This is a genomic window from Leptolyngbya boryana PCC 6306, from assembly GCF_000353285.1.
GTDB lineage: Bacteria > Cyanobacteriota > Cyanobacteriia > Leptolyngbyales > Leptolyngbyaceae > Leptolyngbya > Leptolyngbya boryana.
The window spans coordinates 1440649-1464552 of sequence record NZ_KB731324.1; the positions used below are offsets into that span (position 1 = coordinate 1440649).

General features: G+C 50.4%; 32 protein-coding genes. 17 read left to right on the forward strand and 15 right to left on the reverse strand.

The annotated features are described in order from the left end of the window. Positions 1-35: 35 nt before the first annotated feature. Genes LEPBO_RS0107040 through LEPBO_RS0107050 form a run of 3 tightly spaced genes read right to left on the reverse strand, consistent with a single transcriptional unit; the run spans position 36 to position 1876 of the window. Positions 36-428 carry a hypothetical protein gene (locus LEPBO_RS0107040; RefSeq protein ID WP_017286839.1) on the reverse strand — a complete coding sequence of 131 codons (393 nt, stop codon included), beginning with the start codon at positions 426-428 and terminating at the stop codon, positions 36-38. Continuing rightward, positions 428-1057 (reverse strand): hypothetical protein, encoded by a 630-nt coding sequence (locus LEPBO_RS0107045; RefSeq protein ID WP_017286840.1) that lies wholly within the window; start codon positions 1055-1057, stop codon positions 428-430. Before LEPBO_RS0107045 ends, LEPBO_RS0107040 begins: the two co-directional genes overlap by 1 nt. Further along, on the reverse strand, positions 1058-1876 hold the full coding sequence (locus LEPBO_RS0107050; RefSeq protein WP_017286841.1) for a hypothetical protein: 819 nt from the start codon (positions 1874-1876) through the stop codon (positions 1058-1060). 184 nt (positions 1877-2060) lie between these two features. On the opposite strand from LEPBO_RS0107050, the gene LEPBO_RS39825 reads away from it, so the two are divergent. The 3 genes from LEPBO_RS39825 (at position 2061) to LEPBO_RS0107065 (ending at position 4583) form a co-directional block, all read left to right on the forward strand. Then, positions 2061-2888, forward strand: a complete 828-nt coding sequence (locus LEPBO_RS39825; protein WP_017286842.1) for a DNA-methyltransferase — start codon at positions 2061-2063, stop codon at positions 2886-2888. 338 nt (positions 2889-3226) lie between these two features. Next, positions 3227-4213, forward strand: a complete 987-nt coding sequence (locus LEPBO_RS0107060; protein ID WP_017286843.1) for a tyrosine-type recombinase/integrase — start codon at positions 3227-3229, stop codon at positions 4211-4213. Between the two features lie 34 nt (positions 4214-4247). Further along, positions 4248-4583 carry a hypothetical protein gene (locus LEPBO_RS0107065; protein ID WP_017286844.1) on the forward strand — a complete coding sequence of 112 codons (336 nt, stop codon included), beginning with the start codon at positions 4248-4250 and terminating at the stop codon, positions 4581-4583. A 52-nt stretch (positions 4584-4635) separates the two neighbouring features. Here the strand turns inward: LEPBO_RS0107065 and LEPBO_RS0107070 are convergent, their stop codons facing one another. Continuing rightward, the gene (locus tag LEPBO_RS0107070) at positions 4636-4824 is read right to left on the reverse strand and encodes a hypothetical protein (RefSeq protein ID WP_017286845.1); all 189 of its coding nucleotides are present in this window, start codon (positions 4822-4824) and stop codon (positions 4636-4638) included. A 328-nt stretch (positions 4825-5152) separates the two neighbouring features. On the opposite strand from LEPBO_RS0107070, the gene LEPBO_RS0107080 reads away from it, so the two are divergent. Beyond that, positions 5153-5428 (forward strand): HU family DNA-binding protein, encoded by a 276-nt coding sequence (locus LEPBO_RS0107080; RefSeq protein ID WP_017286847.1) that lies wholly within the window; start codon positions 5153-5155, stop codon positions 5426-5428. Between the two features lie 181 nt (positions 5429-5609). Here LEPBO_RS0107080 and LEPBO_RS0107085 read toward each other — a convergent pair whose 3' ends face one another. From LEPBO_RS0107085 to LEPBO_RS0107110, 5 genes are all read right to left on the reverse strand, one after another. Further along, a complete protein-coding gene (locus LEPBO_RS0107085; RefSeq protein WP_017286848.1) occupies positions 5610-6083 on the reverse strand; it encodes a hypothetical protein in 474 nt (157 codons plus the stop codon). A 4-nt stretch (positions 6084-6087) separates the two neighbouring features. After that, positions 6088-6432, reverse strand: a complete 345-nt coding sequence (locus tag LEPBO_RS0107090; RefSeq protein ID WP_017286849.1) for a hypothetical protein — start codon at positions 6430-6432, stop codon at positions 6088-6090. Next, positions 6429-6824 (reverse strand): hypothetical protein, encoded by a 396-nt coding sequence (locus LEPBO_RS0107095; protein ID WP_017286850.1) that lies wholly within the window; start codon positions 6822-6824, stop codon positions 6429-6431. The genes LEPBO_RS0107090 and LEPBO_RS0107095 overlap by 4 nt, the downstream gene beginning before the upstream one ends. After that, positions 6821-7006, reverse strand: coding sequence for a hypothetical protein (locus LEPBO_RS0107100; RefSeq protein ID WP_017286851.1), 186 nt, complete (start codon positions 7004-7006; stop codon positions 6821-6823). Before LEPBO_RS0107100 ends, LEPBO_RS0107095 begins: the two co-directional genes overlap by 4 nt. Positions 7007-7132: 126 nt before the next feature. After that, positions 7133-7525: a hypothetical protein gene (locus LEPBO_RS0107110; protein WP_017286853.1), complete on the reverse strand. Its 393-nt coding sequence runs from the start codon at positions 7523-7525 to the stop codon at positions 7133-7135. Positions 7526-7619: 94 nt separating this feature from the next. Between LEPBO_RS0107110 and LEPBO_RS0107115 the strand changes: the two genes are divergently transcribed. From LEPBO_RS0107115 to LEPBO_RS0107175, 11 genes are all read left to right on the forward strand, one after another. After that, complete coding sequence (locus LEPBO_RS0107115; protein ID WP_144056165.1) at positions 7620-7835, forward strand: hypothetical protein; 216 nt, start codon at positions 7620-7622, stop codon at positions 7833-7835. A 70-nt stretch (positions 7836-7905) separates the two neighbouring features. Beyond that, on the forward strand, positions 7906-8217 hold the full coding sequence (locus tag LEPBO_RS0107120; protein WP_017286854.1) for a hypothetical protein: 312 nt from the start codon (positions 7906-7908) through the stop codon (positions 8215-8217). Between the two features lie 28 nt (positions 8218-8245). Then, on the forward strand, positions 8246-8917 hold the full coding sequence (locus LEPBO_RS0107125; protein WP_017286855.1) for a hypothetical protein: 672 nt from the start codon (positions 8246-8248) through the stop codon (positions 8915-8917). Positions 8918-9263: 346 nt separating this feature from the next. Beyond that, positions 9264-9623: a hypothetical protein gene (locus LEPBO_RS0107140; RefSeq protein WP_017286858.1), complete on the forward strand. Its 360-nt coding sequence runs from the start codon at positions 9264-9266 to the stop codon at positions 9621-9623. Beyond that, positions 9617-10015: a hypothetical protein gene (locus tag LEPBO_RS0107145; RefSeq protein WP_017286859.1), complete on the forward strand. Its 399-nt coding sequence runs from the start codon at positions 9617-9619 to the stop codon at positions 10013-10015. Before LEPBO_RS0107140 ends, LEPBO_RS0107145 begins: the two co-directional genes overlap by 7 nt. Before the next feature lie 57 nt (positions 10016-10072). Continuing rightward, on the forward strand, positions 10073-10627 hold the full coding sequence (locus LEPBO_RS0107150; RefSeq protein ID WP_017286860.1) for a hypothetical protein: 555 nt from the start codon (positions 10073-10075) through the stop codon (positions 10625-10627). A gap of 119 nt (positions 10628-10746) precedes the next feature. Then, the gene (locus LEPBO_RS0107155) at positions 10747-12441 is read left to right on the forward strand and encodes a hypothetical protein (RefSeq protein WP_144056166.1); all 1695 of its coding nucleotides are present in this window, start codon (positions 10747-10749) and stop codon (positions 12439-12441) included. Next, positions 12441-12935: a hypothetical protein gene (locus tag LEPBO_RS0107160; RefSeq protein WP_017286862.1), complete on the forward strand. Its 495-nt coding sequence runs from the start codon at positions 12441-12443 to the stop codon at positions 12933-12935. Before LEPBO_RS0107155 ends, LEPBO_RS0107160 begins: the two co-directional genes overlap by 1 nt. Next, on the forward strand, positions 12935-15706 hold the full coding sequence (locus LEPBO_RS0107165; protein ID WP_017286863.1) for a hypothetical protein: 2772 nt from the start codon (positions 12935-12937) through the stop codon (positions 15704-15706). Before LEPBO_RS0107160 ends, LEPBO_RS0107165 begins: the two co-directional genes overlap by 1 nt. A 200-nt stretch (positions 15707-15906) precedes the next feature. Continuing rightward, positions 15907-16086 carry a hypothetical protein gene (locus LEPBO_RS0107170; protein WP_017286864.1) on the forward strand — a complete coding sequence of 60 codons (180 nt, stop codon included), beginning with the start codon at positions 15907-15909 and terminating at the stop codon, positions 16084-16086. Between the two features lie 3 nt (positions 16087-16089). Next, on the forward strand, positions 16090-16578 hold the full coding sequence (locus LEPBO_RS0107175; protein WP_017286865.1) for a hypothetical protein: 489 nt from the start codon (positions 16090-16092) through the stop codon (positions 16576-16578). Here the strand turns inward: LEPBO_RS0107175 and LEPBO_RS45260 are convergent. The 6 genes from LEPBO_RS45260 to LEPBO_RS0107200 are packed head-to-tail and all read right to left on the reverse strand — an operon-like array spanning position 16563 to position 19147. Then, positions 16563-16715, reverse strand: a complete 153-nt coding sequence (locus LEPBO_RS45260) for a DUF6464 family protein (protein ID WP_225885753.1) — start codon at positions 16713-16715, stop codon at positions 16563-16565. The two genes, LEPBO_RS0107175 and LEPBO_RS45260, sit on opposite strands and share 16 nt — an antisense overlap. Further along, entirely contained in the window at positions 16657-16821 is a 165-nt protein-coding gene (locus LEPBO_RS42820; protein ID WP_017286866.1) for a hypothetical protein, read from the reverse strand. The genes LEPBO_RS45260 and LEPBO_RS42820 overlap by 59 nt, the downstream gene beginning before the upstream one ends. 16 nt (positions 16822-16837) lie before the next feature. Then, positions 16838-18349 carry a glycosyltransferase family 2 protein gene (locus LEPBO_RS0107185; protein ID WP_017286867.1) on the reverse strand — a complete coding sequence of 504 codons (1512 nt, stop codon included), beginning with the start codon at positions 18347-18349 and terminating at the stop codon, positions 16838-16840. A 1-nt stretch (position 18350) separates the two neighbouring features. Beyond that, positions 18351-18518: a hypothetical protein gene (locus LEPBO_RS42825; protein WP_017286868.1), complete on the reverse strand. Its 168-nt coding sequence runs from the start codon at positions 18516-18518 to the stop codon at positions 18351-18353. A gap of 59 nt (positions 18519-18577) precedes the next feature. Next, positions 18578-18760, reverse strand: coding sequence for a hypothetical protein (locus LEPBO_RS0107195; RefSeq protein ID WP_017286869.1), 183 nt, complete (start codon positions 18758-18760; stop codon positions 18578-18580). Between the two features lie 57 nt (positions 18761-18817). Further along, positions 18818-19147: a hypothetical protein gene (locus LEPBO_RS0107200; RefSeq protein ID WP_017286870.1), complete on the reverse strand. Its 330-nt coding sequence runs from the start codon at positions 19145-19147 to the stop codon at positions 18818-18820. Positions 19148-19217: 70 nt separating this feature from the next. Here LEPBO_RS0107200 and LEPBO_RS0107205 point away from each other — a divergent pair, with 70 nt between their 5' ends. Further along, positions 19218-22892 carry a hypothetical protein gene (locus LEPBO_RS0107205; RefSeq protein WP_017286871.1) on the forward strand — a complete coding sequence of 1225 codons (3675 nt, stop codon included), beginning with the start codon at positions 19218-19220 and terminating at the stop codon, positions 22890-22892. Next, positions 22892-23887, forward strand: coding sequence for a hypothetical protein (locus LEPBO_RS0107210; RefSeq protein WP_017286872.1), 996 nt, complete (start codon positions 22892-22894; stop codon positions 23885-23887). The genes LEPBO_RS0107205 and LEPBO_RS0107210 overlap by 1 nt, the downstream gene beginning before the upstream one ends. Positions 23888-23904: the final 17 nt, after the last annotated feature.

A 23904-nucleotide genomic window follows, 5' to 3' on the forward strand; every position in this document is an offset into this window, starting at 1 on the left:
TTTCCGCAAGTCGCAGTGCTGGTCTCTATCCCGATTCACCGCCGTCTGCGGGGTTGCTGAAATCCTTGATTCGGTTTTACTGGCTTCGACTGACCATATAGCGCCTTTCCTGCCTCAGTCGTAATCGTTGTCAAGTCCGCGATCGACATTCCCACCCCAAACGATGGGCGCTTCGTCGGATGGTCAAACCATGCCAGATCCTCGCTGATTGCCGGAAATAGCGACACCAAACCGTAAGCCAATCGCTTGATATAGTCTGGATCGCCTAAATTTTTCATGATGTTTCGAGCCAGCCTCGGATCGTTGAGATCCGGCATTGCTCCGTCATTTCCTAGCAGCACCGAAGCAAGAGGCATGTAACCTGTATCGTTCAGGCTATTCGTTTCTAGAACTGTTCCATTTGAGAGTGTGACTTTGAGGGCTGCCATCAGAAAAATACTCCGCCTGCTTGGGCTAACTGTGCTTCTATCGTTTCTCGATTCTTCTCGAAAAGTTCCCGATCGCGCTGCTGTTGTAACTCTTTCAGTGCTTCCTCGCCCCGTGTCAGATTCTGAGTTTGAGCCAGGATATTGATTAAATCCGATCTGGAATACTGCCGAGTTAATGTGATCGCGCTTTCCTTAAAGCACATCTGCAACGCTGCAACTAAATCCGCGTCATCATCCCCGCTGGTCAAATAAACCTGATCCGAGGGCGATTCAGTCGGAAGTTGATAACCCATGAGCTTTTCAAGCCCCGATAAGTCGGGCACTTGCTGTTCTGGGGTTAGGGGATGATTAACAATGCCTTCGCAGATGAAGAAGCGATGCCGATCGACCGATTGAAGTTCGCTTGGGTCAAGGTTTGGCTTCAATCGGCTGGCAACCTCCTCATACAGATATCTGAACTCCTCGAACAGCACTAAGTCTGTCCGTGAGTCGTAATAGCCATGAAAATCTTGCACCTGCTGTAATAGCTCCGAGTGATAGGCTCTAATCTCATGCGATCGAGCAAACACCGGAGCCATTACAAACAAGACGCGCCCATTCGATAGCTGAAGTCGAAAGGATGCTTTCATCTAGCAGGCATTGAGCAGAGAAGTATCTACAATGTCAAATCCCAATCCAGAAGCGCTCTGAGGGCTTTGCAGAATCGTCAGCTTGATCGTCCGTTCCGAGGTATCTGCCAGCGGTGCGCTTTCAGTCCGAGAACACGACCAGATCGAAACCAAGCGAGCCTTGTTATCGAACGATACGCCTTGAGCGAAGATGCTGACGAGTCCTAGCGGTTCTGCCGTGACGATCGTTGCATTCGACACGGAACAAGGAACCCAAGCTTGAATATCGACCGCTTTCGCTTCGAGTTCAGGGCTGAATGTGAATAGCATTCCTGCACCGATCGAGCACTCGTCATCTACCAAGGTGTCCGAAGCATCTTTGACCGTCACTTTCACGGCAAGCTTTGTGTCAGGATCAATGTAGGTCACGAGTGCTTTGCTTGTCGCCTCGGTTTGAGCCAGCACCGAATTGCCGATCGTGCCTGACGGACGCGCGCCAGGTGGGTCGGCTGAGTTGAATTCAGCAAATACCATCACTTCGGTTGCACCACTTGCCTGCGCCACGATTTTGCCGTGCATCAAGGCTTCAAGTTCCATCACGGCTCCCGAAAACTTGATTTCAACCTCTGGCTCTGAGCCTTCGGGGTAGGTCAGACCGATGACTTTCCGACCGTCGCAGGCTTTCACCATGCGCTTCTCGATTTGGTCATTTGGGTTAATGGTCATTTCTTCAGGCGGAGCCGCGATCGCGATCGGAACAAGGGTTGGAACGCCACCGACTCGCACTTGGCGGAAGATTCCACAGCGGGTGATGGTTCTGAAACACTGAATCAGAGACATTTAAATTGAACGGGGAAACTGTAGCATCCCGTCTGTGTGGCGCGGGCGTTCCGATTGCTGTTTTCAGAATGCCCAAAGCACTGCATTGTGCAAATTCCCGTCTAATCTGTGACTCTTGAAAATTTGTATTATCAATAGTCTGATTCGGGAAGGCTTGAAATCATTAGCTTTCAGAACTTGCCCAATGTTGCCCCTGAATCAGATTTTGCTCGGTGATGCGATCGAACAATTGAGAACTCTGCCTGATAACTCGATTGGTTGCTGTCTCACAAGCCCGATTTATTTCCAGAAATGCAATTATGAGCATGAAGGACAGTACGGGCATGAGCAGACGATCGCAGAATATCTCGATCGAGTCGGGCTAGTCTTTGCCGAGGTCTATCGGGTTCTGGAGGTTGGGGCGGTTTGCTGGATCGTGATTGACGACACGATGAATAATTGCAGTCCAGTGCGCGGGAAGCATCAGCGGCGCAAGGCTGGAGAATACTCGCACCGCCGTCCAAGGCAGTCAGGTTATCTGGAGAAAGAGACGTTAGGGATTCCGTTTAAGCTTGTCGATCGCTTGCGGCAAATGGGCTGGATACACCGCAATACGTTGATTTGGGACAAGGGTACAAGCGGCGCGATCGCAAACTCTGATACTTCGGCAAATCATCACGAGTACATTTTACAATTCGGCAAGTGGAAGAATCGATCTCGCCCCTACCTTAAATGCAAACCGATAAAATCGAGTGTTTTGCGCTTTTCACCGACCTCAAACCCCGCACATCCGTGCCCCTATCCCCTAGAACTTGCTTTAACGCTAATCGATCACTCATTAGGCGATGCAGTTCTCGATCCTTTCATTGGTTCAGGGACGACGGCTCTAGCGGCTGCCCAGTTGGGTCGATCGTTTGTGGGGATTGAGTTAAACCCAGAATATCGGCAGATTGCCCTTGATCGGTTGCAAGCAGTGTCCACCCCGCTTGCCGTAGCCACTGGTACGTGCTCCACCCCTTCGATGCACCTTTAATCTGCAAATCAGGCCGCCTGTACTGTGGAAACGATGTATAGACTCTCCAAGGATGATGCGATTTCTCGCGCAGGTGCAAGATTTTGCCCGCTTCCCCTTCCCTTAGAGCATCTCGCCGCCCTGGTTGTCGCAGCCACTGATAGGTAGTCCATCCCTCCAGCGCACCTGGATGTGTAAGTTCTGACTGTCTGCACACCTTCAAGCGAAGGCGATCGTCCAAATCCCGCCACATCATTTCGCCCATCGCTTGATCCTCAACGCTGAGCAACGATAGCAGGGAATCTTGAGAACAGCGATCGTACAATTGCGCGATCGATTGCTTCATTTCCCTCGATCGTATGTCCGATCTGATTCAATCCTCCAGCTTCGGTAGTTTCCGACTCATCGAAGAACGCGATCTACTGCAAGAATTGCTTGCCGATAAACGCAGTCCCGAAACCCGTCGAGCGTATGAGCGTTGTCTGAAAGATTTTTTCCGAGTTCTCAGCAATCAAGAGCCTTCCCCTCAACTGATCCGCGAATTCCTTGAATTGGAGCGATTCACCGCGATTCAGTTGGTTTTGTCCTACAAAGCGCATCTGATTAGTAAGGGACTGGCAGAAGCGACGATTAATCAGCGCATTGCGGCGGTGAAATCTTTAGTAACTTATGCTCAAAAAGTTGGGAAATGCTTGTGGAGTCTAGAGGAAGTCCAAGGTCAAAAGATAAGGGCGTATCGCGACACCAGCGGGGTCGATCGCGATAATTACCTCAAGATTCTGAACTTACTCGATCGCTCTACACTCAAAGGATGTCGAGACTATGCACTGTTTCTGCTGCTCTGGTCAAACGTCCTGCGGCGCGGTGAAGTTAGCAAGATCAACTGCTCAGACTTCGATTCTGATTCTGGTTCACTCTGGATTTTAGGCAAGGGCAGAGGAAAACAGAAAGAGCGGGTCACGCTCGATCGAAGTGTCACCGATGCGATCGCGGAATGGCTCGCACGGCGTGGGAAGGTCAAGCCAGATTCACCGCTATTCACCTCGATCAGTCGATCGTCTGCGGGGCATCGCCTCACTGGGGACGGCATTTACAAAATTGTGAGGGAAACGGCAGAGAAAGCGGGCATCAAGAAGATTCTTAGCCCTCACAGAATTCGGCACTCAGGGATTACAGAAGCGCTAGAACTCACGAATGGCGATGTTCGTAAGGTTCAAAAGCTCTCTCGACATGCTTCGGTGAATACTGTCCTTCTCTATGACGACTCTCGGAAGAATACTCAGGGTGAGATGAGCGAATTGCTTGCGCGATCGCTGAAAACTGGGCAAGACTCGACTTCGGCTTAATCGGCTATCATGCTTGGGTCGATCGAGGGCAGATATGCGAGACAACGATGAAATTATTCGGATTGCGGCTGAGATGCAATCGCAGATTCGAGACGGTTTGGTGAAATTGATTCAGAACGGCGCGCCGATCGGAGTCATGCACCCACTGATCGAAACTTTGGATCGGCTAGAACGAGTTCCGAGTGACTTGGCTGAGCCTCGGCACGGGGAGATCAGAGAGATTAGCCCTCCACATTTGGCGGAGTTCTATGTAGATCCGTGGCGGGAAAGAGCATTGCAGGCAGAGGCAGAATTGCAGCATCGCGTGGTGTTAGCAGCAGTCGGGCAACCGCCTGAATCATTAGCGATCGCTGAAGAAGTAGGACATTAAAAGCCGAGTTGCAGATGTTACCGTAATTAGTTACGGTAACATCCCTCAAAGCCTAGCCTAGCTTTGCTCTCACAAAGCAGTCTTTCGCTTCCAGAAGCTTTCGCATTCCTGTTGATTTTTCCGCTCCATCTGGAAGGGATTTGTCCATTAGTTCCGCTAGTTCTGCGATCGGCTTGCTCACTTCTTGTAGATGCGGCGGCAAGTGCTCGAACGTAAAATACTTGTCAACATTGGTCGGCATAGCCATAAACTCCGAGTGATGGGTACGATCCACATTCTTCCTGCACTGTTGCCGCCTGTTGCATGGTGAGAATCGAACTCACGTCCTCTGCCATCCACAGTATCTAATCCCTTTCGGGGAGAATCCCTGAGCTGCACACAACAGATAATCAATGCCCAGTATCATTAATCTTTCGAGATGGTCTCTCGCTAGCAAAGAATTTGATCCCTCCATCGTTCAGGAGCGCGGCTTGCCACTGGTGAAGAATGCGATCGCCCAAATATTCTAACCACGATCGACATTTCCGAAGCACGGCACTATAATTCAGCGCAGAATTGGATTTCAACAAATGAATCGAGCAGAATTGATTGATGCAATCTCAGCAAAAGTAGACGGGACAAAGAAAGATATTGACGCGATCGTGGGAGCAGCGATCGACACGATCGCGGGTGCTGTTGCCGATGGGGATAAGGTCACGATCGTTGGGTTTGGTACGTTTGAGGCGCGAGATAGACAAGCTCGTGAAGGTCGCAATCCGAAAACAGGCGAGGCACTGAAAATCCCTGCTACCCGCGTTCCTGCTTTCAGTGCTGGAAAAGCATTTAAAGAGCGAGTCGCGAACTAGAATGACTCGAAAGGAGCTAAGCTCCCTTCCAACTGCGCGTTCTGGGGGATCAGGACGCGATTTTTTGCTTGATTTTTGGGAGTGCCCGATCGATACTGTACGGGTTAATCCATGACGGATTCTCGACTTGGGAACAGTACGCCAATGTTTAAGCCTCTGCCCGTTGGGTGGGGGCTTTGCTCTAGCGATGCTCTCCACACATCGTTTTCCCGATCGCGACTTCTGCCACCATCGGCACAACAATATCACCGATCCACAAATGCCCTTGCTGCTTATTTGGCATCGTAATCGGCGCACGTTTGGTCGGATTAATCTCGGTTGGATAGCCTAGCTGCATCAAAATTCCCCGCTGATTAATCCTGTCTGGCACGGAAGGAATCAGCGATCGTACATCCGCCGTCAACTGAATCAAACCATCGCGGCATGAGCCAAACGACTCGTAAGACGAGACAATCCAGAAGTTGAACTTGATCGATTCGCGTTCGTTGCGCTCCTCTGGTGTGCCCGACCATCCGGTAAAGTCGCAGATTCCGAAGCGCTGACCAGGGACAGTGCAATCATCCTGAAATGCAGCCGTGAAGCCTAGCTCCGTGGCGAACAGTTGCTCGATGTCTCCGAACAGTTGAGAGATTAGCGCGCCGTATCGAGAAGCCATGTTCCTATGAACCCTCGATCGTGACCTTGAAGCCTGGGCGAGGCTGCAAGATGCCCACTGCCAAGCCTTCTAAATCTTCTTCTGTTACGCCAGTTGTGTTGAAAATTGGTTGCGATGGCGGATTCGCTTCTTCTGTTGCCTTAGCTTCCTCTCTCGCTTTGTGGATATACGCTCTCAATAATTCTGTAGCGTCCTCGCTCAAAACGTTGATTCGCCCCAAGTTAAACCCTGTCTGTTCTGGGGTTGTATCTGAGTTCAGGTTAGCTCGCTGTGAAAGCTGTCGAATCGCAAAGACATGTTGAAACGCCTGTTCAAGGTCGGCTAAACCCTTGCATTCATTCGTGGTCATTGATAGTTAACTCCTGTTTCAACAGTGTTTAGTTCCAGTAGATCCAGCGATACATAGGTTCCATCGTCAGTCATGGTATCCCCTTCAACCGCACATGGCACAACAGGCTGATCATCTCGAACTTGAATCGAATAGGTTCCGTGGCTCGATCCCTGAGCCATCCACCAATCTGCCGAAACCTTCACCGAATGCCGATGACCTGCGACCTCTGATCCAGTTTTCCAGTTCTTCTGGCTCCATCCCTTGTCATCGTGAGCAAAGATTTCAACAGGCTCGATCGCTCCATTTGCAGGCTGGAAGTAGAGTTTTGTCGTGAGAAATCCTAAGCGTCGGAAAATCTTCGACACTCGAGAATCAACCTTAGTCAGCCGATCGGGAATTCGCCGCTTCATCGCATCGCCCTCTCTTCAATCAGTGCAGGAAGCCAAACCGCGATCGCAATGAGATAGCAAATCAGCCAGTCTTGATCGCTCTCGGCTCCAGACATCAGGCAGGATTGCTCGAATTCTTCTTTTCGCAGCAGCACAAACAGAATCCCACCAAGCAAATAGAGTCCAACCAATAGGCTAATCATGTCTCACCCATTTGATTCGATAGGCGATCGCGTCCACAATCGTTTCGTTCGTCGCCAAAGACAGCGCCGCGATCGACAACACCAAAACTGAAAACCCTAGAAGAATCATAGTTACGGGGAACGACATCAGCTTAAAGATTCCCCGATCGCTTGCTCAACATTCGCCCTCAACCGATCCTCAACGCCTTGCATATCGACTTCCGAGGGAGCTAGTACCCCGATTCGCGTTGTTCTGGGGGAAAAGAGTGAAGGGGACGGATAACCGTTTGGATAGCGCTTTGAGGAATAGAGCTTGTAAGGGTATTGCTCGCCAGAGTAACTGACAGAATTTGTGACCTGTCCAGACAGCTTTTCGGGAGATGCGCGTTGACTAATCCGATACCGACTCGCAAGCAGCCCTGTTTTGCGGGGTGCATTCAGCACCAAATCGGCAAGCACATCGTCTAGGGTCCGATTGACCCCACTTGCCGCTGCCTTGAGAATACGGGCTTGAAGTGCTGAGATTGCAGAGATTGTCACCGTTGTGTAAAAAAGGACTTAGGATTTTCTTAAGAATTCCCGAATCCGCTTAACTCCCCCACCTACAAGGTTTGCCAGCTCTCCGGAGGCTCTTTTGAAAATCGACTTCTCAATGATGACGATCGACCCCAGCGATCCAACCACTGTATTCCTGTTCTGTCCTAACCTCGAACCGATTAACTACGCGATCGCGCATCCAGACGACGCGCTGAAACAGGCACAGGAATCTTATCCAAAAGTCGAGAGAATTATCGTTCGATACCGAGAGTTTAGCTGTCCAATCACAGCGAAATGTATGGATTTGGTATAGTTGCGGGCTTTTCGGATGTCTCGATCGTGCTTTGCGTATAGAAGCGAATCACCCTAACCGTTCTCAGAAAATGTCACGCCAGCCTGTCTCTGCTCGCGCACGAATGCTTGAACAATTCAGGCAAGAAACGAAGAGGCGATCCATAATCCATCGCTTTAAAGTTGGAGATTTCATTCGCCCTCGCTGTCCTGAATCAAGACTCAACGATCGACGTGCCTCGATCGAGGTGATTGCCACTTCCTTCGATCGCATGACTGTCAAAGCCACTTACCCCAATGGCTACGTGATCGAAATTCCGCTCGCAAAAATGTCTTCCTATGTACCAGAACCCCAAAGAAGACGCAAGATCGGGAATGCTGGAAAGAAGGAAGTCCGTGCCTGAGTCGGAAGAACCGCTATTTTGATTGAGTGTGGATCAGTCTTGGGCACAGCAACCGAATGAGAATGACGTGTGGTTCGCTAGATTCACACACTATCGACTCATGGGCGAGAAGCGATCTCTTCTGGGTTGCTACAACGATGAAATCGTCCGATCGAATCCCGAAAAACGCGATCGCGCCAAATCGATTCCGAAGTCTTGGAGTGAAGCTGCTAAGCGCTTTTCGTGGAAAGAGCGCGCAGAAGCTTGGGACAAGTGGGGAGCGATCGAACTCGAAAGTAGCGTGATCGAGGCGCGATCGAACCACTGGCAGAAGCGGATCGCGCTAGAGGATAAATGGCTCTCGAAAGAAGCAGCTTTGCGCGATCGGGCTTATCAATGGGTTGAAGACTATCTCTATGGACGGGTGCAAGAATCCCGTGTTACCAAAAAAGAGAAGTTCAGCGACGAAAAAGGACATAGCTCTGAGGAATCAACTGTAGAGATTCCCCAAGCTCCGCCCCAATGGGTGCTAGAGCGCTTTGTGGGTAGACGGAACTATGAGAAGCACTTGAATGCGTTGTATGGGCTTGCTCAACAGCTATTGCAACTAGAAGGCACGTCAGAGGATTTGCAGCGGGTCAAGGCACTGACTCAAGCAACACTCGAGAGTCTCTTACTCTCAGAAGGTGCGGAAGAATTGCGGGCATTTTTGAACAAGTAGTTAAAATGCAGGGTACTTTTCAGACATCTGAATCAACCTGTTGCTATGCCTCCATATCCCGTCATTCTTCTTGCTCGACTAACCTTGTCAGGATTACTGCTCTCGACTCTGATTGTTCTGGGGGCGATCGCGCTCAAGGCTTTGGGGATAGGACGATGAGAAATCGCAAGCGAGATCGCGTCCCTAGTCGAAGCCAGTTGAGAACGAAACCGGGAAACATCTGTCCACTGTGCAAAAATCGCGTCTCGGCTCCTCCAAGAAATCCACGCAATTGGCTCGAAAACGGGATTATTTCAAGATTTTGTCATCCTAATTGCATTGCGCCGATCGACCCAGAGGAAATTCGATGAAGCGATTTAGAACACAGTATCGAGACGAACTAACCCAGTGGACAGGACCTGACATTGAGGCAGAGACTTGGGACAAAGCACAGTCGATCGCGCATTCTCTGAGTGTGATTGAGCAAGCAATCCAGAATCGCGCCTTGTATCTCCAAGTGGTTGCTGAGAATCCACCGCTCGATATGATCGCGATCGAGGTCACACTCGACAGCGGCAAATCGTTCAAGATCGTTTCTGAGGTTCCCACCATTGCGGCGGCATATCTACTTGTAGCAACGCATTGCAGCCAACACGGGTTAATTCCTCTCGAAATGCGACTGCTACTAGAGCACGAACCAATCGTGGAGCCGCCCGAACTATGGTGAAGTATGCCAGTATCGTGATCCGTATGGTGAGCAACCCGCTTACAGGAGAAAGTTACATCGATCGATATGTTTGGGATGGTGAGCCGCACTTGCCTGTACAGCTTGATTTTTGGGCTAGAGCGGATATCAAGAACATGCCGTGGACACTCGAAATTATCAAGCAGGACTACATGCGGTTAAACGCGATCGCAGTTCGTACTGATATTGTTGTGCCGTGGTATGCCTACTATCGGTTTGAGCGCGATGTTTTAGCGATCGTAGATGCAATCAAGAATCTTTTGCGGCGGCTGATTTTAGTTGCAATGGTTTTTGGGTTTGCTGATGTGCCCATGGCAGAGATTCCATCATGGCGGCATTTAGGAAGAAAACAAAAATGGCGTGATGCCCGTTGAGATCAGCCGTTTTCTGATGCAACAATAGCTCTAGAACGTTCTAGAACGACCGAAACCATGCAAATTCATCGGCACTTCTGCAAAGATCTCTACGGTGAAGCGGGTGAATATCGCAACTCGGACGGATCGCCGTTGAGTAAAACGATGTTCTACACGAAATACCTGAAAGATTTGGACATTGAGCCATCAAAGGACGATCAGAACCTGGCATTCGTAACCCATGAAGAGAAACAACTGCTCGATCGCTATCACTCAGCCCGGTTAGCGGGAAAAGCCGCGCTACAAGCGTTCTTGGCTGAGTTAAAGGGTGCGATCGTTCCCTCTGAAGTCAAAGTCTCACCTGTTCTAGAACGTTCTGAAACGAATCCGAACGCAATCACCATCACGGTGATGCCGCCTGAACCTAGCCCGATCGCGAAGTTGAGAGAACGTATCGAACTGCTCTCGGATTTATGCGATCAACAAATTCTGATTCCAACTTCGGACGTGAAATTATTGCTCGATCGCAAGTCAATTTCGGGGTCTGAGCTTTCAGCCTATGGGTTTAGCGTTATTCGTACCGACCTGAGCCAGTCAGGGCAATCACTGTGGAAGGTCAAACGGGCATCCTGAATCGTAGGACAGTCCGCGCCTGAAGACGGAATGCGATCGATAATCTCTTCCGTCCCATGCCCACCGTTAAGGCTCTCAAACAGCAAGCCAAAGCGCGAAAAGTCCCGAAATATTCCCGCATGAATAAGTCTCAGCTGCTCTCTGCTTTAGGCATGAGCAGTGAGGCAAAGGCGCAAAAATCGCAGTCAACGAAGCGCAAAGCGATCGAGGTTCACAGCCGTACTCTATCTGAGGGCAATGCCACCAAACGGGCACAAATCAAGGGCAGAATCACCCGTGCCGTGAAACGTGAACTTGATGCCGCGAAGAAATCTGGCAAAGAACTCAGTCAGGATGAGAAAAGAGCAATCGCAGCAAAGGCACTGGCAAAAGAAGTCAAGGCGATCAAAGCGGGTAAACCTGAGAAGCAGAAGCCTTTCGGTATTCAGAAGCCGCCACATATGAGCGTGGCAGAGTATCGCGAACATTTACGCCGCAAATTTGATCCCAACAGTTCAGGTTCTCGTGTGGAGTCGATCGCGAAGAAAGAGAAGCAACGCTCTGAGATTGGTTCAGGAGAATTTGAAGGGCGATCGACGGCTGAGAACTTGCGACAAATGGAACAGCAAGGCAAGGTGAGCTATGGCAAGTCGGGAGAGCAGCAATCTAAACCTAAGACGCTAGGAGAGGGAATCAAGGCGTATGCAGAGAAAGTGAATGAGCTTCGTCGAGAAAGTGCTCGTAGAGGAGTATCGATCGCGCTCGAATCCGACGTTTTGACTCACCTGAAGGATCAAGGCTACTCACAATCGCAAATCAAAGCAATTCAGGGTGCAACCGACAAGTTGATGGGCAAGATTTCAGGGCGACACGGAACAGTAATTCATCACGATCCTGATCACCCTGGATTTCAGAAGGCGATTCGAGACAAGACTCCACTAGAAAAAGGCAAGGTGAGCTATGCGAAGGAAGAATCGAAACCCAAGCCAATCAAGATTGGAGGTAAATCCTACGATATTCCAGCCGGAAAGCCTGTTAAAGCGGGAACCGACCTCGACACGCTAAGCATGTCTTCAGGGCAGTTTTACGTCGTTCACGGTGCGGATGGATCGTTAATTCGAGAAACCCGCGATCCGAAAACCGGACGGATGCCCGTTGCGCGATTCAGATCTCAATCCGCAGCAGAAAATCTAGCGGCAAAAATCAATAAAAACCTCGATCGCCAACCTGAGCGCCTCACAGATAAGAAGCTCAAAGATCCTGAGCTGAATGAGATGTTTCGGCAAGCTCAAGAGATCTCCGATCAAGGCGATCGTAAGTCTCGTGAAATCAAGAAGGGAATTCGAGAGCTTCGCAGTGCAGCAGAAGGACTACACCAAGATTCGGGCAACTTCGCCGCTGAAGTGACTGAGCAGACTGGAGGTATTAAACGCAAGCAGGATGAGATCAAGCCGTTCCAGCGGAAACAGAGTGAAGATCATGCTTCTTCACCCCGCCAGAAACTTGAGGCTGAAGCCGCAAAAGACCCCAAACTGAAGCAATTCTTAGGCTTGGTTGCAGGTAAAAAACTGTCTGACAAGCAGATGCGAGAAAAGCTAGGAGTCTCGCAGGATGAATTGCTTCAACTGGGAGAGCGATCGCGAAAACTACTTGGCATCACAGCGATGAGTACCTTCAAAGAAGGTTTGGCTCGAATGTATGGCGACACTGGCTCTAAATCTCGCAGTACTACCCCCAAACCCTCACCCCGCCTAATCGAAAAGACTGTGGATGGACGCAAGCGCTACTACAACAGATCCGGTTCTGAAGTTGTACGTGGGAGGTCGATCGACTAATGACCCCTGAATTCCCAAGACTTCTGATCGAATGCCCGTCTGATCTTTATGAGGTTGGTGGTCGTGAGTGCGACTGGGAAACGTTTAACAGCGTTCCCTGCCTCAAGTTGCTCGTTTCTCCGGGCGAATACACTCCAGTCATCAACTATCCCAATAGTGAGCCGGGATACGTGCGATCGCTCTCTTCCCCGCAATACTCCAGACGTGCCTACAAAGGCGGATTTGAACTGAAAGTCTCAGACGAGCGAGACTTTCTCTTCTACACAATGCAGTCGATCTGTACGCGATCGAGTACAACTCAATTCAAGCGAGAAACGAGAGTGTTTGATTTTGTCTTGCCTGAAGTTGAAGATCGCACGATCGGCTACAGCTTGAGAGTCGGAGCCTTTCAGCCACCGAAGGCGCAAGGTGGGCGAATCCTTCTAGAAAGTGAGGGCTGGATCAAAGACGGATTCTCGATCGCGTTTGAGGAAAAGAGACTGAGGATTCGATAGTGTTTCGATTACTGAATGACCAACTCCCTGAAACCGCTTCCCCACCATCCAAGGGCGCGCCCGCTTGGGGAATCGACCTTGATCAAAGCCTTGCACCTCTAGCCCGCATTGACTTTCAGAATCAATATGTTCTGCCTGGAATTCAGCAAACGGCAGAACCCACAAGCCTCACAGCCGTTACCCCCCAGAACACGGATGAACCATTCACGATCGACGTTCCCGAAACATTGGTGCAGGTCGATGCGGTGCAGATCGGCAGCCAAGCCTACACCCTTGCCCTGTCTAATCCTCAGCCAGGGCAATTTACCTTTGATGCAGGCATTTTGACGATTTACCCCAAACCTCGCACCCCCCAGAACAGCCCGATCGTGATTTTGGGAGGAACCGAATCAACTCCGACTGATTGGGTTGATCCGTCGATTCTCAGTCTGTTCTACGGCTTGCCCGTGGTCGCACAAGTTCAATGGTCGATGACGGCTGAGGCTCATCCGTCTGGCTCAATTAATTTGCGCGTTCTGGGGGACATGGCAGAGAGCCAAGTTGCACGTCGATTTCGTAAAGGCACTGAAATCACGTTTGCGGGTGTGGGCTTCTCAGTCAGTTCCTACAGCAAGAAACTTTTAAACACGTTGGAGTGTCCCGATCGCGAATTTGAAGTTTCAATCTCTCTCGCTGGCAAGTGGGAGCGACGCAAATACAATCAACCGACAACGATACTACCGCCTGAGTACCGCGATCCCCTGTTCCCGCGCTATCAAGACCCCGATTGCCAACTTGGTGCAGACGGCAAGACCAAAATTCGCACCAATAAGCCTGAAGTTGTCTCAGTGCAGACATTGGCGCGTCGTGTGGGTGCAAGCTTTACGGGTGGATCACCTGGATCAGTCAGCGTGGCTGGAGATTGGGAGATTCCCGTCCCCAAAGATGCCACGCAGCGCGATACCACGTCATTTTTTGAGGTCGCAGATCAGCTAAAGCGGCAAAATGGCACGCTGATGGACTTCAATAGTCCGATCGCAGTCAGGGCGCGATCGATTAACTCGGGTGCGAACTGGAGTTATCGAGTGCCTGAAATTTCGATTAGCTACAAAGGCGACTGCCAGAACGTTTCAGGCGTTGAAGGTTACGCCGTCGAGTATCGAGCGGTGAAACTCACAGGCAAATTCTCAGAGCCATCTGACCCCGAAACAGGCGAAGACACCCAAGGGGCAAAGACCCCGCCCAAAGTCAAATGGAAGAAACGCGAAGTCAAAGTCAAGACGTTTAAATCCGGCGATAAGAATCCGATGTTTCCACCGGAAACATTCCCGCTGATTCGCAACATGAACATGACGATCGATACTTCGGGACCATCCAAAGAAGAAGTGATCGTTACGACGCACGACGGCATTGAAATGCTGAAGATTCGTCGAGTCTACGGTGCAGTGTTCAACTCTGATCAAGTCATGGAAGACTCTGAGCAGGGAACGCCGATCGGCAACTCTGGGCGAAAGAGAGGTCCAATCATTGCAGATTCGCTTTCGTTCTGGGGGCTAACGACCTACGAGCGCACCGAAACGCTGTTCGATGAGAAGACGCGCTACATTCTGGGATCTCGCACTACAGGCAATCGATCGGGCAGATTCATGCAGGAATCCGATAAGCTCGAAATTCTCGACTTTATTGGACCGAGAGAAGCAGGCGAGAGTGACGAGGATTATAACGATCGAATCTATCGTGAGTCTCTGTACCGGTTTAAACAATTTCCGATTTACTCAGTCGATCAGAAAAAACTGATCACGTTTGGCTCAATCTACGAAGATGCGAGCAAGGAGCCGATTCCGGTCGATTATGAGAAACGCTGTAACCCTGATGGCACTTCCGAAATCGTGCCCGTGGCAAATCCGAACTTTGCAGAGCCGATGTTTGCGATCGCGCATCTCACCTACTCGAATAGTTTTGAAAACACGCGCAATCCTGACTCAACGCCTGAAGAACCTTTACCCGACTTGACCCAGGGCGAGGAACGCCAGACTTACAAAACGATTCAGATTTTGCCGTCTCAGAAGACGATCGCCGATCGTTTCTTGCGTCCGTTCAAAGAAATTGTGCTTGATTACGACTCGTTTATCGAGCATACTTGGGAGTCTTCAACTCAGGGTGCGGCATTCGGGGAGTACACCTCCCGTCGCACCTTTTCCACAAACGACGGTCGTCCTCCTGTTGCTCAAAGACTGCCAGATTTGTACGAGAAGGAAGAACCAGAGAAGAAAGAAGGCGATCCGAATATCTTCCAGAAAGACGAATTTGAGTATATTCTCTGCACACCTGGACACGATCAGTTTGATCCGTCTGCTGGCTCGCTTAACTTCCCTCATGCGAAATATCTGCGTCAGGCGTTGCGCGGTGCAGAAACCGATTTGAAGTATCGAGATGTGATGGAATCGATCGAGTATTCCGCGACGATTCCCACCAATTTTGCGATCCGACCGTTCGATCTCGTTTCGTTGCATGATGGACACCGAAGCCACCAAACACGGGTAATCAGCGTTGAGAATACCATCCTGATTCAAGGGCAAGTCAACGACTATCCCGAAATCGTTGCCCCCCAGAACACACAAATTCGAGCAGGTATCGATCGCACAATTCCAGTGACAAATTACCGTCGCAAACTGCCCAAAAAGCCAGAGCCGCCGAAGCCGTCGAAAGCGAATAACAACGATCGTCGGGATTTCGAGCTAACGCTAGGGCAAGTTCTACCAAGAAGCATGAAAGGGAGAGGGAATTATTGATGAATCGGTTTTTTGGGAGAGCAACGGGCTATTCCTTGCTCTTGACATCTTTTCTATTTATGGGTGCATACTTTCGCCCTTCAAACGTGATAGGTTTCGCGCTGCTGTTCAGCTTCGTAATCGCTGCTGTTATTGAGGGATACAACCCGACTGCGAGATGCTTGCGACGATGGCTCCATGCTAATTTTTGGATCTAAAACATGAGAGTTGCAACGATCGAAGAAGTGCGCGACTTGTTCAAAGACCTTTACAAGCCACCATCGATCGAGGTTCGTAAAGGTGGGCAACAGGTACAGATTCAACCGCAATCCGGGGATATGATTAAGCTCGATCGTGCGCCTGCGGTGAGTGCACGATCTTCGTTGCATTCATTGAGGTAGTGCATGAGTCGAGTCAAGATTGGTGTGAGAAACGAAGTTGAGTCGGTTACTTGGTACAACGCGATCGAGCTAAATGAACCCAAGTCGTTAGATTTCTGGGAATGGCTTAATGCTGACTGGAAAGAATGGCTTAATTGCTTCTCGATTTGGTGGCTAAAGCGTAGAGAACTACTACAGGAAACCGCTCACAAGAAAGTCAGTCTTGCATTTGAAGCAATTGAATTTGATGATCGGCAAATCATCAAGCAGATTCGTCATCACATGGATGCCTTGTGCTACCGATACGGTGAGTATCCTTCAGTGGTCTATATTGGCAGAGACTTGCACGCCCAAGTGATTAGGTTCCACCTCGATCTGCCCGTAATGCGTCCCAGTCTTCACCCTGATTCTAGAATCCCTCATCCAATTACAACTTTATTGGGAGTTGACGTTGTATTTGTCCCGTGGATGGATGGGATTTTTGCATGGAATCCAAACTACGCTTCGCGGTAATCTGAGCATCGATCGCAAGTCTTCGCCATTGGATGTACCGCGCACCAAAGATACCGACTATGGGCATTGTATCGACAGTCAGACGTATTGATAGGCTTGGCTTTTCGGAGTTGCCGAACAAGCGATCGATGCTTCAAAAACTCGATCAGATTCGGGATGAGGATGGAAGCAACGATCGCGATCGGGACGAGTAGCAAGAGCATAGAAAAAGCGGCTATTTGCCGCCTGAACCTGAAAATCCATGAATGAATACCGAATCTTAGCCGCAATCTTCTAGCTCAGTGCGAATTTCTCGCAAAACTAACCAGGACAGAACGACCTGTAAGCTCATCCATAGCAACGGAACTGTTTCAGATCGCCAAGGCACATCATGAATTGCTAAACCTAAAACCATCAAGGCTAATAGTGCAGGCGGAATGAATGCAATCATGCGAATAAAGCGATCGTACTTTGTCGATTTTGCCCCAGTCGCCCCCGTTGGAACCCATGGTGCAACATTGCCCCCCAGAACATCGATAATCCCGGATAGATGCGCGTAGCTTGCCGCGATCGAGGTTGTTAGCACTGGCAACCCCCATCGATTCTTTGCCCACACCCCGCGAGCAATAATGGAAACCGCGATCGCTGGAAACACCAAACTGTAGTTACCTGCACTTAAATCCTGCGGATAGAACCACACATTGATCAGTGAGGGCAAGGGAAAGCAGAGAATTCCTAGTCCTGAAGTCGAATAGTAGAGGATCGAGAGAACATAGGAGAATTTCGTCAGTAGATTGACGTTTGGCTGAGTCCAGAACTGACGAGATGTAATCAGATGTTTTGAGCCTGAGCACCATCTGTATTGTTGGTTGAAGAATCCCTTCACCGTATCGGGTGAGAGTCCTTTCGCGAGGCATAGCGGCAAATACTCGATCGTCCAACCATCTCTCAGTACCATCATTCCCGTGTTCACATCCTCACTGCGCTCGACGGCAGCCGCGCCACCGTGAGGGGCAAGAGCCTCGCGACGGTAAATTGCATTCGAGCCACAGCACACTGATGCACCCCAAGCATTTCTAAAGTTCTGAATCAGTCTGTAGAACACTTCTTGCAGGAACGTTGCACCATTGGCGATCGCTGTTTGTTCTGGGGTGGATTGAAAGTACTGCGGTGTTTGCAGGATCGCTAGTTTGGGATTACGAGCGAAATAAGCAACGGTTTCAGCGAGAAAATCAGGGCGCGGGGCGAAATCCGCGTCAAACACCAAAATCAATGCTCCTTGAGAGCGGGCGAATGCGTGGCGCATATTGCCCGCTTTTTTTAGCTCTCCCTTGTTTGGACGAGACATATATTCAAAGCTGTGTAGCTCTGCTGCGATGCGAACTTCATCGCGTCCAGCATCATCGAGAACGTAAACTTTGAAATTCGGATAGTCAAGCTGCTTTACAGCCTTGAACTGATTGACCAAAACCTGAATGTCTTCGCCGCAGTTCGGCAGATAGACATCGACAGTCGGAACATAATCAGAAAAACGCGATCGTACTTGCTCATGTTCAAGGGCGTTGAAGTTTCGAGCAAACCATGCACCAATCGCGCAAAATCCCACATTGGCAAAATAAATCAAACAAAACACGCCATAGCCTAGTAAGGCTGGATGCTTCGAGATGAACGAGATCGAGGTTACGGCAAAAGTCGTTAGCCCGATCGCGCCCACAAACCCTATCCACCGACCGTTCGGAGTGGAATAGGCGTATTTCTCGTCGTCACTCGGAACGGTGGGTAGATAGGTCATCTTACTTGCCCACGTACCACGAAACAATCAGCAAGACGACATCAGTGATGACGGATTGCGCGTCTAGCGTGGGAGTCTGCCCCGTGAGCACCCTGATCAACAGAAAAGCAAGCGGCATCGCACCTGTGATCGAAGTCACAAGGTCGGTATTTTTAACTTTGAGAGACATGAAAATTAATTGAATTCTGCGGGCATCCCGTCTTGCGTGGCGCGGGCGTTCCAGTCCGACTATGAATTCATTTGATAGGCTCGAAAAATCACGAAACCTGAGAGTAAAACCGTAGCAACTGCACTACCCAAAGCAACCGTATAAAACAGTGTTGGAAGCGCTAAGAAGTCCGAAACAACCAGCGCGATCGCACATAAAAGAAGCGCGATCGACACAATAAATGAAAGAGCGATCGCAGTCATGATTCTGCTGAATAAGGGCTTGCTGCTAGGATTCCCGCGAAATTCGTTGATGTTCTCTCAAGGCAAAAATCGAAGCGTGATGTCGCAATAGTATCCTGCTCTGCATTCTGGAAGCCCTTCTGTGTCGCGACAGCTTGAGCAAGAAGTAATGACATCTTTATTGGTCGATCGTTTTGCATATTCTTGGCACTGCCCAGTCGCATCCGCCTCAGAATCGGTATCAAAATATCTCCAAAAGCTCTGAACAGGTTCCGTCGCTGCAAGCTCAAGCGGGCATTGCTCACGCGAGGCTTCTCGAACAAACTGAATTGAGACGGCACTTAGAACAGAGATTGTCACGATAAGCAGGGCTATTCCAGCTTTTTTGACCCACTGACTGATATCCATACGATGATTTTGCAACGATTTGAAGCTTTAAGGCTATCGTGATCAGCGAATCAGTCACGACTCTTCATAGATGCTTCTTCAATACGCTAACGGCAGATCTCAACTTCCCGCGCCCACAGTCACCGTCACATCTGGCGGTGAGGTTACTACCCCCAGAACACTATGGTTCGCAATCCAAGGATGCAACCCGATCGGGTGCAACCTGCTGAGTGATCCGATCCAAGCCACGATCGCGGCAAATCAAAAAGCAACTGTGACCCTACCAGCAATCCTAGATGGCGAATCGTGGGATTCATTTGTGCTGAGTGCATCCGAGACAAATACGCCATCATCCTTTGTTGCGATCGCTCGAATTGAACCAGGAACAACGATCGAGCTATCGACCGACGCACATTTAAGCCTGAGCGAGATTGTTCTGAATCCCGCTGCACTGCCTACTGCAAGCCTAATCCCCGGCATGAGGCGCGGAGTGTCAAGCCTTGCTCAAGTCTTTGAGTATGACCCTACTTCACTTCTCCCCCAGAACAATCAGACCGTGCTATCTGCTGCGCCCGCTCCTGGAAACTGGCTGATTGTTGCTGGATTCTCGACTTATGTTGTCAACACTGACGATCCAGGTGGATGCGCTCAAGATGTCAGATCGATCGATGAATCCGTCGTCAATCTCAAAACCTATAACTGCAATGGCTCAAGCGGTGATGGCTTCAGGTTTTGGCTGATTAATGATTCCGACGATGCGATCGCGGCAGGTAAGCGCGTCATGATTGCGGTCACGCTCAACGAAATGCCCAGATCGGGTTTATTTGAAGGGCTGTTGCGCTGTGTGTTTCGAGGCTACGTCAACACAATTACAGGTGCGCTCAGAGTCGAAGATAGCAACGGCAATCCGATGCGCGGGATTGATACCGAGGTGCTATTCGAGAACCAGAAAACTGATTTGATGCTCGAAGACGATTTGCAGCCGGATGAAGCTTACGCGATCGATGTCTTCCCGAACTTCACCCCAGAACAACTCGATAATCAAATCCTCAATGGCTCACTGATCAAAATCAATCTCGGCTTGGCAGTGCAGGCGGGTGCATACGTGGAGGGCGGATTTGCCAAGGGTGATCAAATCTATCCAGAGTACGATCGCGGAATCGTAATTCCTCAAGCGAGTGGTGCGAAGTGCCTCAAGCGATCAGGCTTAGTCAATTCGCGATCGTTCCTTGCGGTTTCTCCCTCGCTTGTTCTGGGGTTAGCGCAAAACACGCTGAATCAACCGCTCTACATCAACTCCAACGGTTCGGTTTATCTCAAGCCGCTGGATGAACCACAAGATGATACCGAGGCAATTCGAGCCAAGATCGGCACAGCAGCAGGGATTTCGAGCGCTTCAGACTGGTCTGATCCTGTGACCTTTAGCGCGGGTGCGGGGTTAAAAGTGACCTGCTCCTATCCGTCCAATGGCACAAACGCTACGATTCGGGCGAACTATCCAGACTCACTCATTGCAGGGAACACACAAGCCGAATTCAATCCGCCGTTTGCCGTGGTCTATGTGCGATCGACGGTTGCAAGTGTTGCCACAATCAAGAAGTTTGATGGCTATCTCGTGATTGATGCCGCGACTCAAGAATTTACGATCGACAATTGGAGTGCGGGCGAAACGATTTCGTCAATTCCAGTTGCAGATGAAGATTTCAGCTTATTTGAGGCAATTTCGGCAACGCCTGAAACGTTTGGTTCTGGCACAATTCCAGCGGGCACGATCGAGGTTTGCTTTGCTTACGAATACGACGGCGCGCAAGTCACACTGATTTCGCACAGTACCCTAGATGGATGCCTGCATACGCGCACACTTACCGATGCTGAGGTAGAGGCATCGTCGCGCTACTGGACAGAACCGCTTGCGACTCGTGAAGCGCTGCGATCGACCGTTCAGGTGCGAGTCAGCCCGTATCAGGCGAGATACCTGAAAGAAACTGAATCGCCGTGGTGGTTCAATCCTGAATCAACAGAGGATGAATCAGACCGGGTGATTCGTCCAGTGTGGCGCACTCCAGAACAACCGGGGCGATGGATTGAATCTGCGAGTAATCGCATTCTCACGCCTGATACTATCCCCACGGGAACGGCAGGAATCGGAGATATCGCGATCGTCTTGAAAAACGACACCGAAGATCCGGACCACGGCAAGGTGTATGAGTTTGAATCCTCTGGATGGACGTTCAAGGCAATCCTCAGAGGTCAACGGGGCGCGGCTGGGGCAAGAGGTTCAATTATTATTTTTGAAACTCCTCCGACCTCAGAAACCCCCGGAGATTTAGACGAAATCGGCTTTGTCCTCAATCCAGATCCGGACTACATCCATAACGGCAAGGTTTATCGCAAAGAGGCGGGTGGATGGGTCGAAATCGGCAACCTGAGCGGCGGCAGTGGTTCTGGGGGAGGTGGAAGCAACGTTCTCAGTACCGACGCGATCGCGCCTGCATTGCAGCCCAACGAACTATTTTTGTCGATCGATACCGACGATGCCGGATTGTATCCATTTCTAGAAGACGAATTCGGCAACCGCAGACGCATTGCAATGCCCGATCGTACTCAGCTTTGGACAAGTGCGCAGCAATACAGGCTGGGTCTTGAGTATGACGAATTCGCCTTTGAACCAGTAGACGGGATTCGTAAAACTGGCGATGTTTACACGATCGATGCAGCTTACGCGAATATTTTCGAGTTGGAGCTACGTGGAGAGGATACCGATGTCTCGATCGCGGTGATTAACGGCGTAGCGGGAACGCGGTTTGAGTTGTATCTGACTTGGGACGATTCCGACGCTCCGCGATCGCTGTCGTTCCCGAACGATTTTCAGTGGCTCGATCGCCCACTTGCCCCCGACTTCACGGCTGAGAATTCAGCGCGCTCCCGTGCCAGCGTTCTTTACACGGGTAACAACTGGATTGCAAGCTACACGCCGCTTTTAACGACCTCAGAACCATTTGAGCCTGAGACGATCGATCTACTCGATCGCTTCACTGGCTACTACTCCAACATTCAACAAAATCGGATCAATACGCTCATCAAAACTCTGAAGGAAGCGGACATCTGGGCAAGTAGCACGCTGTTTATTTTCGCGGCAGCGCACCCAGACGATGCGCGCCAATTTTGGACGCAATCAAACTTGCTCAATTCAACCTCAAACACGTTTACTCAGTGGCGCGGCATTACGACAGACAACCCAATGCCAGTTTCGTTTACGTATAGCGGGGTGCAAACACTGGGGTTATGGACAACCTACAACGATCCGCAATCAGGCACGGATTTAGGGGTCGAAATCGTCGATTCAAGCACATACGATCAGGCTTCAACTTTACGATTCAGAAATAACTTGGGGCAGGCTCAGGGACGAGCACTCGGACGGTCCGATGTTTCGATCGCTTCATCGATCAACTTCTTTGATCCCGCGTGGATTGCTGCAACTCGCTATCCGCAAGGCGCAAACCAGACAAACACTCTATTTCTCAACGGCTCTGAAATCGCGTCTCAAACAGAGCTAGCGACAAGTTTTAGTGGAACAAGTCCTGAATTTGTTCTGGGGGGAAGTCGCCGCGTTGTCACCTCTCCCGCAAGTTCAACGATCGTTGACCCGATCGTGCGCGAGTATTCCGCTCTTTTTGCCTCAGATCAGGCGCTCACCCCAGAACAGCACAAGACACTCTATCGAGCAATGCAGACCTATCTTTCCAGTCTGCCAGGAGGGTTTTAGTGGATAAAACCCCGGATGAAGTCGCTTATCAACTCAGGGAGATCGCGAATTCTGCTCAAAACATCATTTCTGCTGTGACCTCCAGCGCGGCAAGCCCAGGCGGATCGATTACGTTCCGCTACACCGATCACAATGGAACGCGCAGTGTCACGGGAACGGCTCACACGGCGATCAGTCCAGGAAACGTGCAAGCAATGCGAACCAATGACGGACAGTGGATTGTGTTCGGAACACCGACCAGTCCAAGCCGCGAAGCGCTGCATGAGTCTCGACGGCGACGGGCAAAACCGGACGAACCCGGAAAAGTTAAGATTCTCTGTTTCAAAGATGGCGCGCTTTGGATTGGCGGCGATCGCCCAAATCCGAAACGCATCTACACGATTCCCGAAGGGGCGCGGCTTGATTTTGATCAGAGTCGCATCGTCAACAAAGGGGGCGGGGATAAGTGGATCGTGACCTTTGTTTTAATCGGTAACGATCGCACAGGGATCGTGGTTCTTCAATCCGGGGTTGGTACGCTTTGGGAGATCTGGATGGATGATCCGCGACTGAGTTCCTTGGCTGGTCCACGACCAGTCTTGTGGACTCAGACGGGATTGTGGACTCTCTTCAGCGGTAGCGGCGATGACACTACCTTTATTTATGCGGGGGAGGTTTACGGTAGCCTCGGCGAAAGCCCGCTTAATTACATCAACGGGCGACCCGATTTTGTTGATCCCAAGGCTGGTACGGCGATTTACACCCGATCCGTTGGACTAGATATTCAGGTTCTCTTTTGGGATGGCGCGACTGAGACGGAAGTTCCGCTTTTGGAGTCGTTTCCGCTCGGTGCGCCAACATTTATCAAAGACACGCTCTATTCCTGCCTAACCGAGGGAAAAACAGCGACGATAACAAAAATATCGCTCCCGTCTGGGGACACATCAACTCGGAAAACGAAAGTCTTTCCGATTCCCAATGGTTACACTCGGCTTGATGTCGGATTCCACCCTTGATTCGGGGAACGCTGAAG

Excerpts from the sequence above, each read along its gene's own strand:
- LEPBO_RS0107040 (WP_017286839.1), bottom strand. The coding sequence starts at position 428 with ATGGCAGCCCTCAAAGTCACACTCTCAAATGGAACAGTTCTAGAAACG.
- LEPBO_RS0107045 (WP_017286840.1), bottom strand. The coding sequence starts at position 1,057 with ATGAAAGCATCCTTTCGACTTCAGCTATCGAATGGGCGCGTCTTGTTT.
- LEPBO_RS0107050 (WP_017286841.1), bottom strand. The coding sequence starts at position 1,876 with ATGTCTCTGATTCAGTGTTTCAGAACCATCACCCGCTGTGGAATCTTC.
- LEPBO_RS39825 (WP_017286842.1), top strand. The coding sequence starts at position 2,061 with ATGTTGCCCCTGAATCAGATTTTGCTCGGTGATGCGATCGAACAATTG.
- LEPBO_RS0107060 (WP_017286843.1), top strand. The coding sequence starts at position 3,227 with ATGTCCGATCTGATTCAATCCTCCAGCTTCGGTAGTTTCCGACTCATC.
- LEPBO_RS0107065 (WP_017286844.1), top strand. The coding sequence starts at position 4,248 with ATGCGAGACAACGATGAAATTATTCGGATTGCGGCTGAGATGCAATCG.
- LEPBO_RS0107070 (WP_017286845.1), bottom strand. The coding sequence starts at position 4,824 with ATGCCGACCAATGTTGACAAGTATTTTACGTTCGAGCACTTGCCGCCG.
- LEPBO_RS0107080 (WP_017286847.1), top strand. The coding sequence starts at position 5,153 with ATGAATCGAGCAGAATTGATTGATGCAATCTCAGCAAAAGTAGACGGG.
- LEPBO_RS0107085 (WP_017286848.1), bottom strand. The coding sequence starts at position 6,083 with ATGGCTTCTCGATACGGCGCGCTAATCTCTCAACTGTTCGGAGACATC.
- LEPBO_RS0107090 (WP_017286849.1), bottom strand. The coding sequence starts at position 6,432 with ATGACCACGAATGAATGCAAGGGTTTAGCCGACCTTGAACAGGCGTTT.
- LEPBO_RS0107095 (WP_017286850.1), bottom strand. The coding sequence starts at position 6,824 with ATGAAGCGGCGAATTCCCGATCGGCTGACTAAGGTTGATTCTCGAGTG.
- LEPBO_RS0107100 (WP_017286851.1), bottom strand. The coding sequence starts at position 7,006 with ATGATTAGCCTATTGGTTGGACTCTATTTGCTTGGTGGGATTCTGTTT.
- LEPBO_RS0107120 (WP_017286854.1), top strand. The coding sequence starts at position 7,906 with ATGTCACGCCAGCCTGTCTCTGCTCGCGCACGAATGCTTGAACAATTC.
- LEPBO_RS0107140 (WP_017286858.1), top strand. The coding sequence starts at position 9,264 with ATGAAGCGATTTAGAACACAGTATCGAGACGAACTAACCCAGTGGACA.
- LEPBO_RS0107145 (WP_017286859.1), top strand. The coding sequence starts at position 9,617 with ATGGTGAAGTATGCCAGTATCGTGATCCGTATGGTGAGCAACCCGCTT.
- LEPBO_RS0107150 (WP_017286860.1), top strand. The coding sequence starts at position 10,073 with ATGCAAATTCATCGGCACTTCTGCAAAGATCTCTACGGTGAAGCGGGT.
- LEPBO_RS0107155 (WP_144056166.1), top strand. The coding sequence starts at position 10,747 with ATGAATAAGTCTCAGCTGCTCTCTGCTTTAGGCATGAGCAGTGAGGCA.
- LEPBO_RS0107160 (WP_017286862.1), top strand. The coding sequence starts at position 12,441 with ATGACCCCTGAATTCCCAAGACTTCTGATCGAATGCCCGTCTGATCTT.
- LEPBO_RS0107170 (WP_017286864.1), top strand. The coding sequence starts at position 15,907 with ATGAGAGTTGCAACGATCGAAGAAGTGCGCGACTTGTTCAAAGACCTT.
- LEPBO_RS0107175 (WP_017286865.1), top strand. The coding sequence starts at position 16,090 with ATGAGTCGAGTCAAGATTGGTGTGAGAAACGAAGTTGAGTCGGTTACT.
- LEPBO_RS42820 (WP_017286866.1), bottom strand. The coding sequence starts at position 16,821 with ATGGATTTTCAGGTTCAGGCGGCAAATAGCCGCTTTTTCTATGCTCTT.
- LEPBO_RS0107185 (WP_017286867.1), bottom strand. The coding sequence starts at position 18,349 with ATGACCTATCTACCCACCGTTCCGAGTGACGACGAGAAATACGCCTAT.
- LEPBO_RS42825 (WP_017286868.1), bottom strand. The coding sequence starts at position 18,518 with ATGTCTCTCAAAGTTAAAAATACCGACCTTGTGACTTCGATCACAGGT.
- LEPBO_RS0107195 (WP_017286869.1), bottom strand. The coding sequence starts at position 18,760 with ATGACTGCGATCGCTCTTTCATTTATTGTGTCGATCGCGCTTCTTTTA.
- LEPBO_RS0107200 (WP_017286870.1), bottom strand. The coding sequence starts at position 19,147 with ATGGATATCAGTCAGTGGGTCAAAAAAGCTGGAATAGCCCTGCTTATC.
- LEPBO_RS0107205 (WP_017286871.1), top strand. The coding sequence starts at position 19,218 with ATGCTTCTTCAATACGCTAACGGCAGATCTCAACTTCCCGCGCCCACA.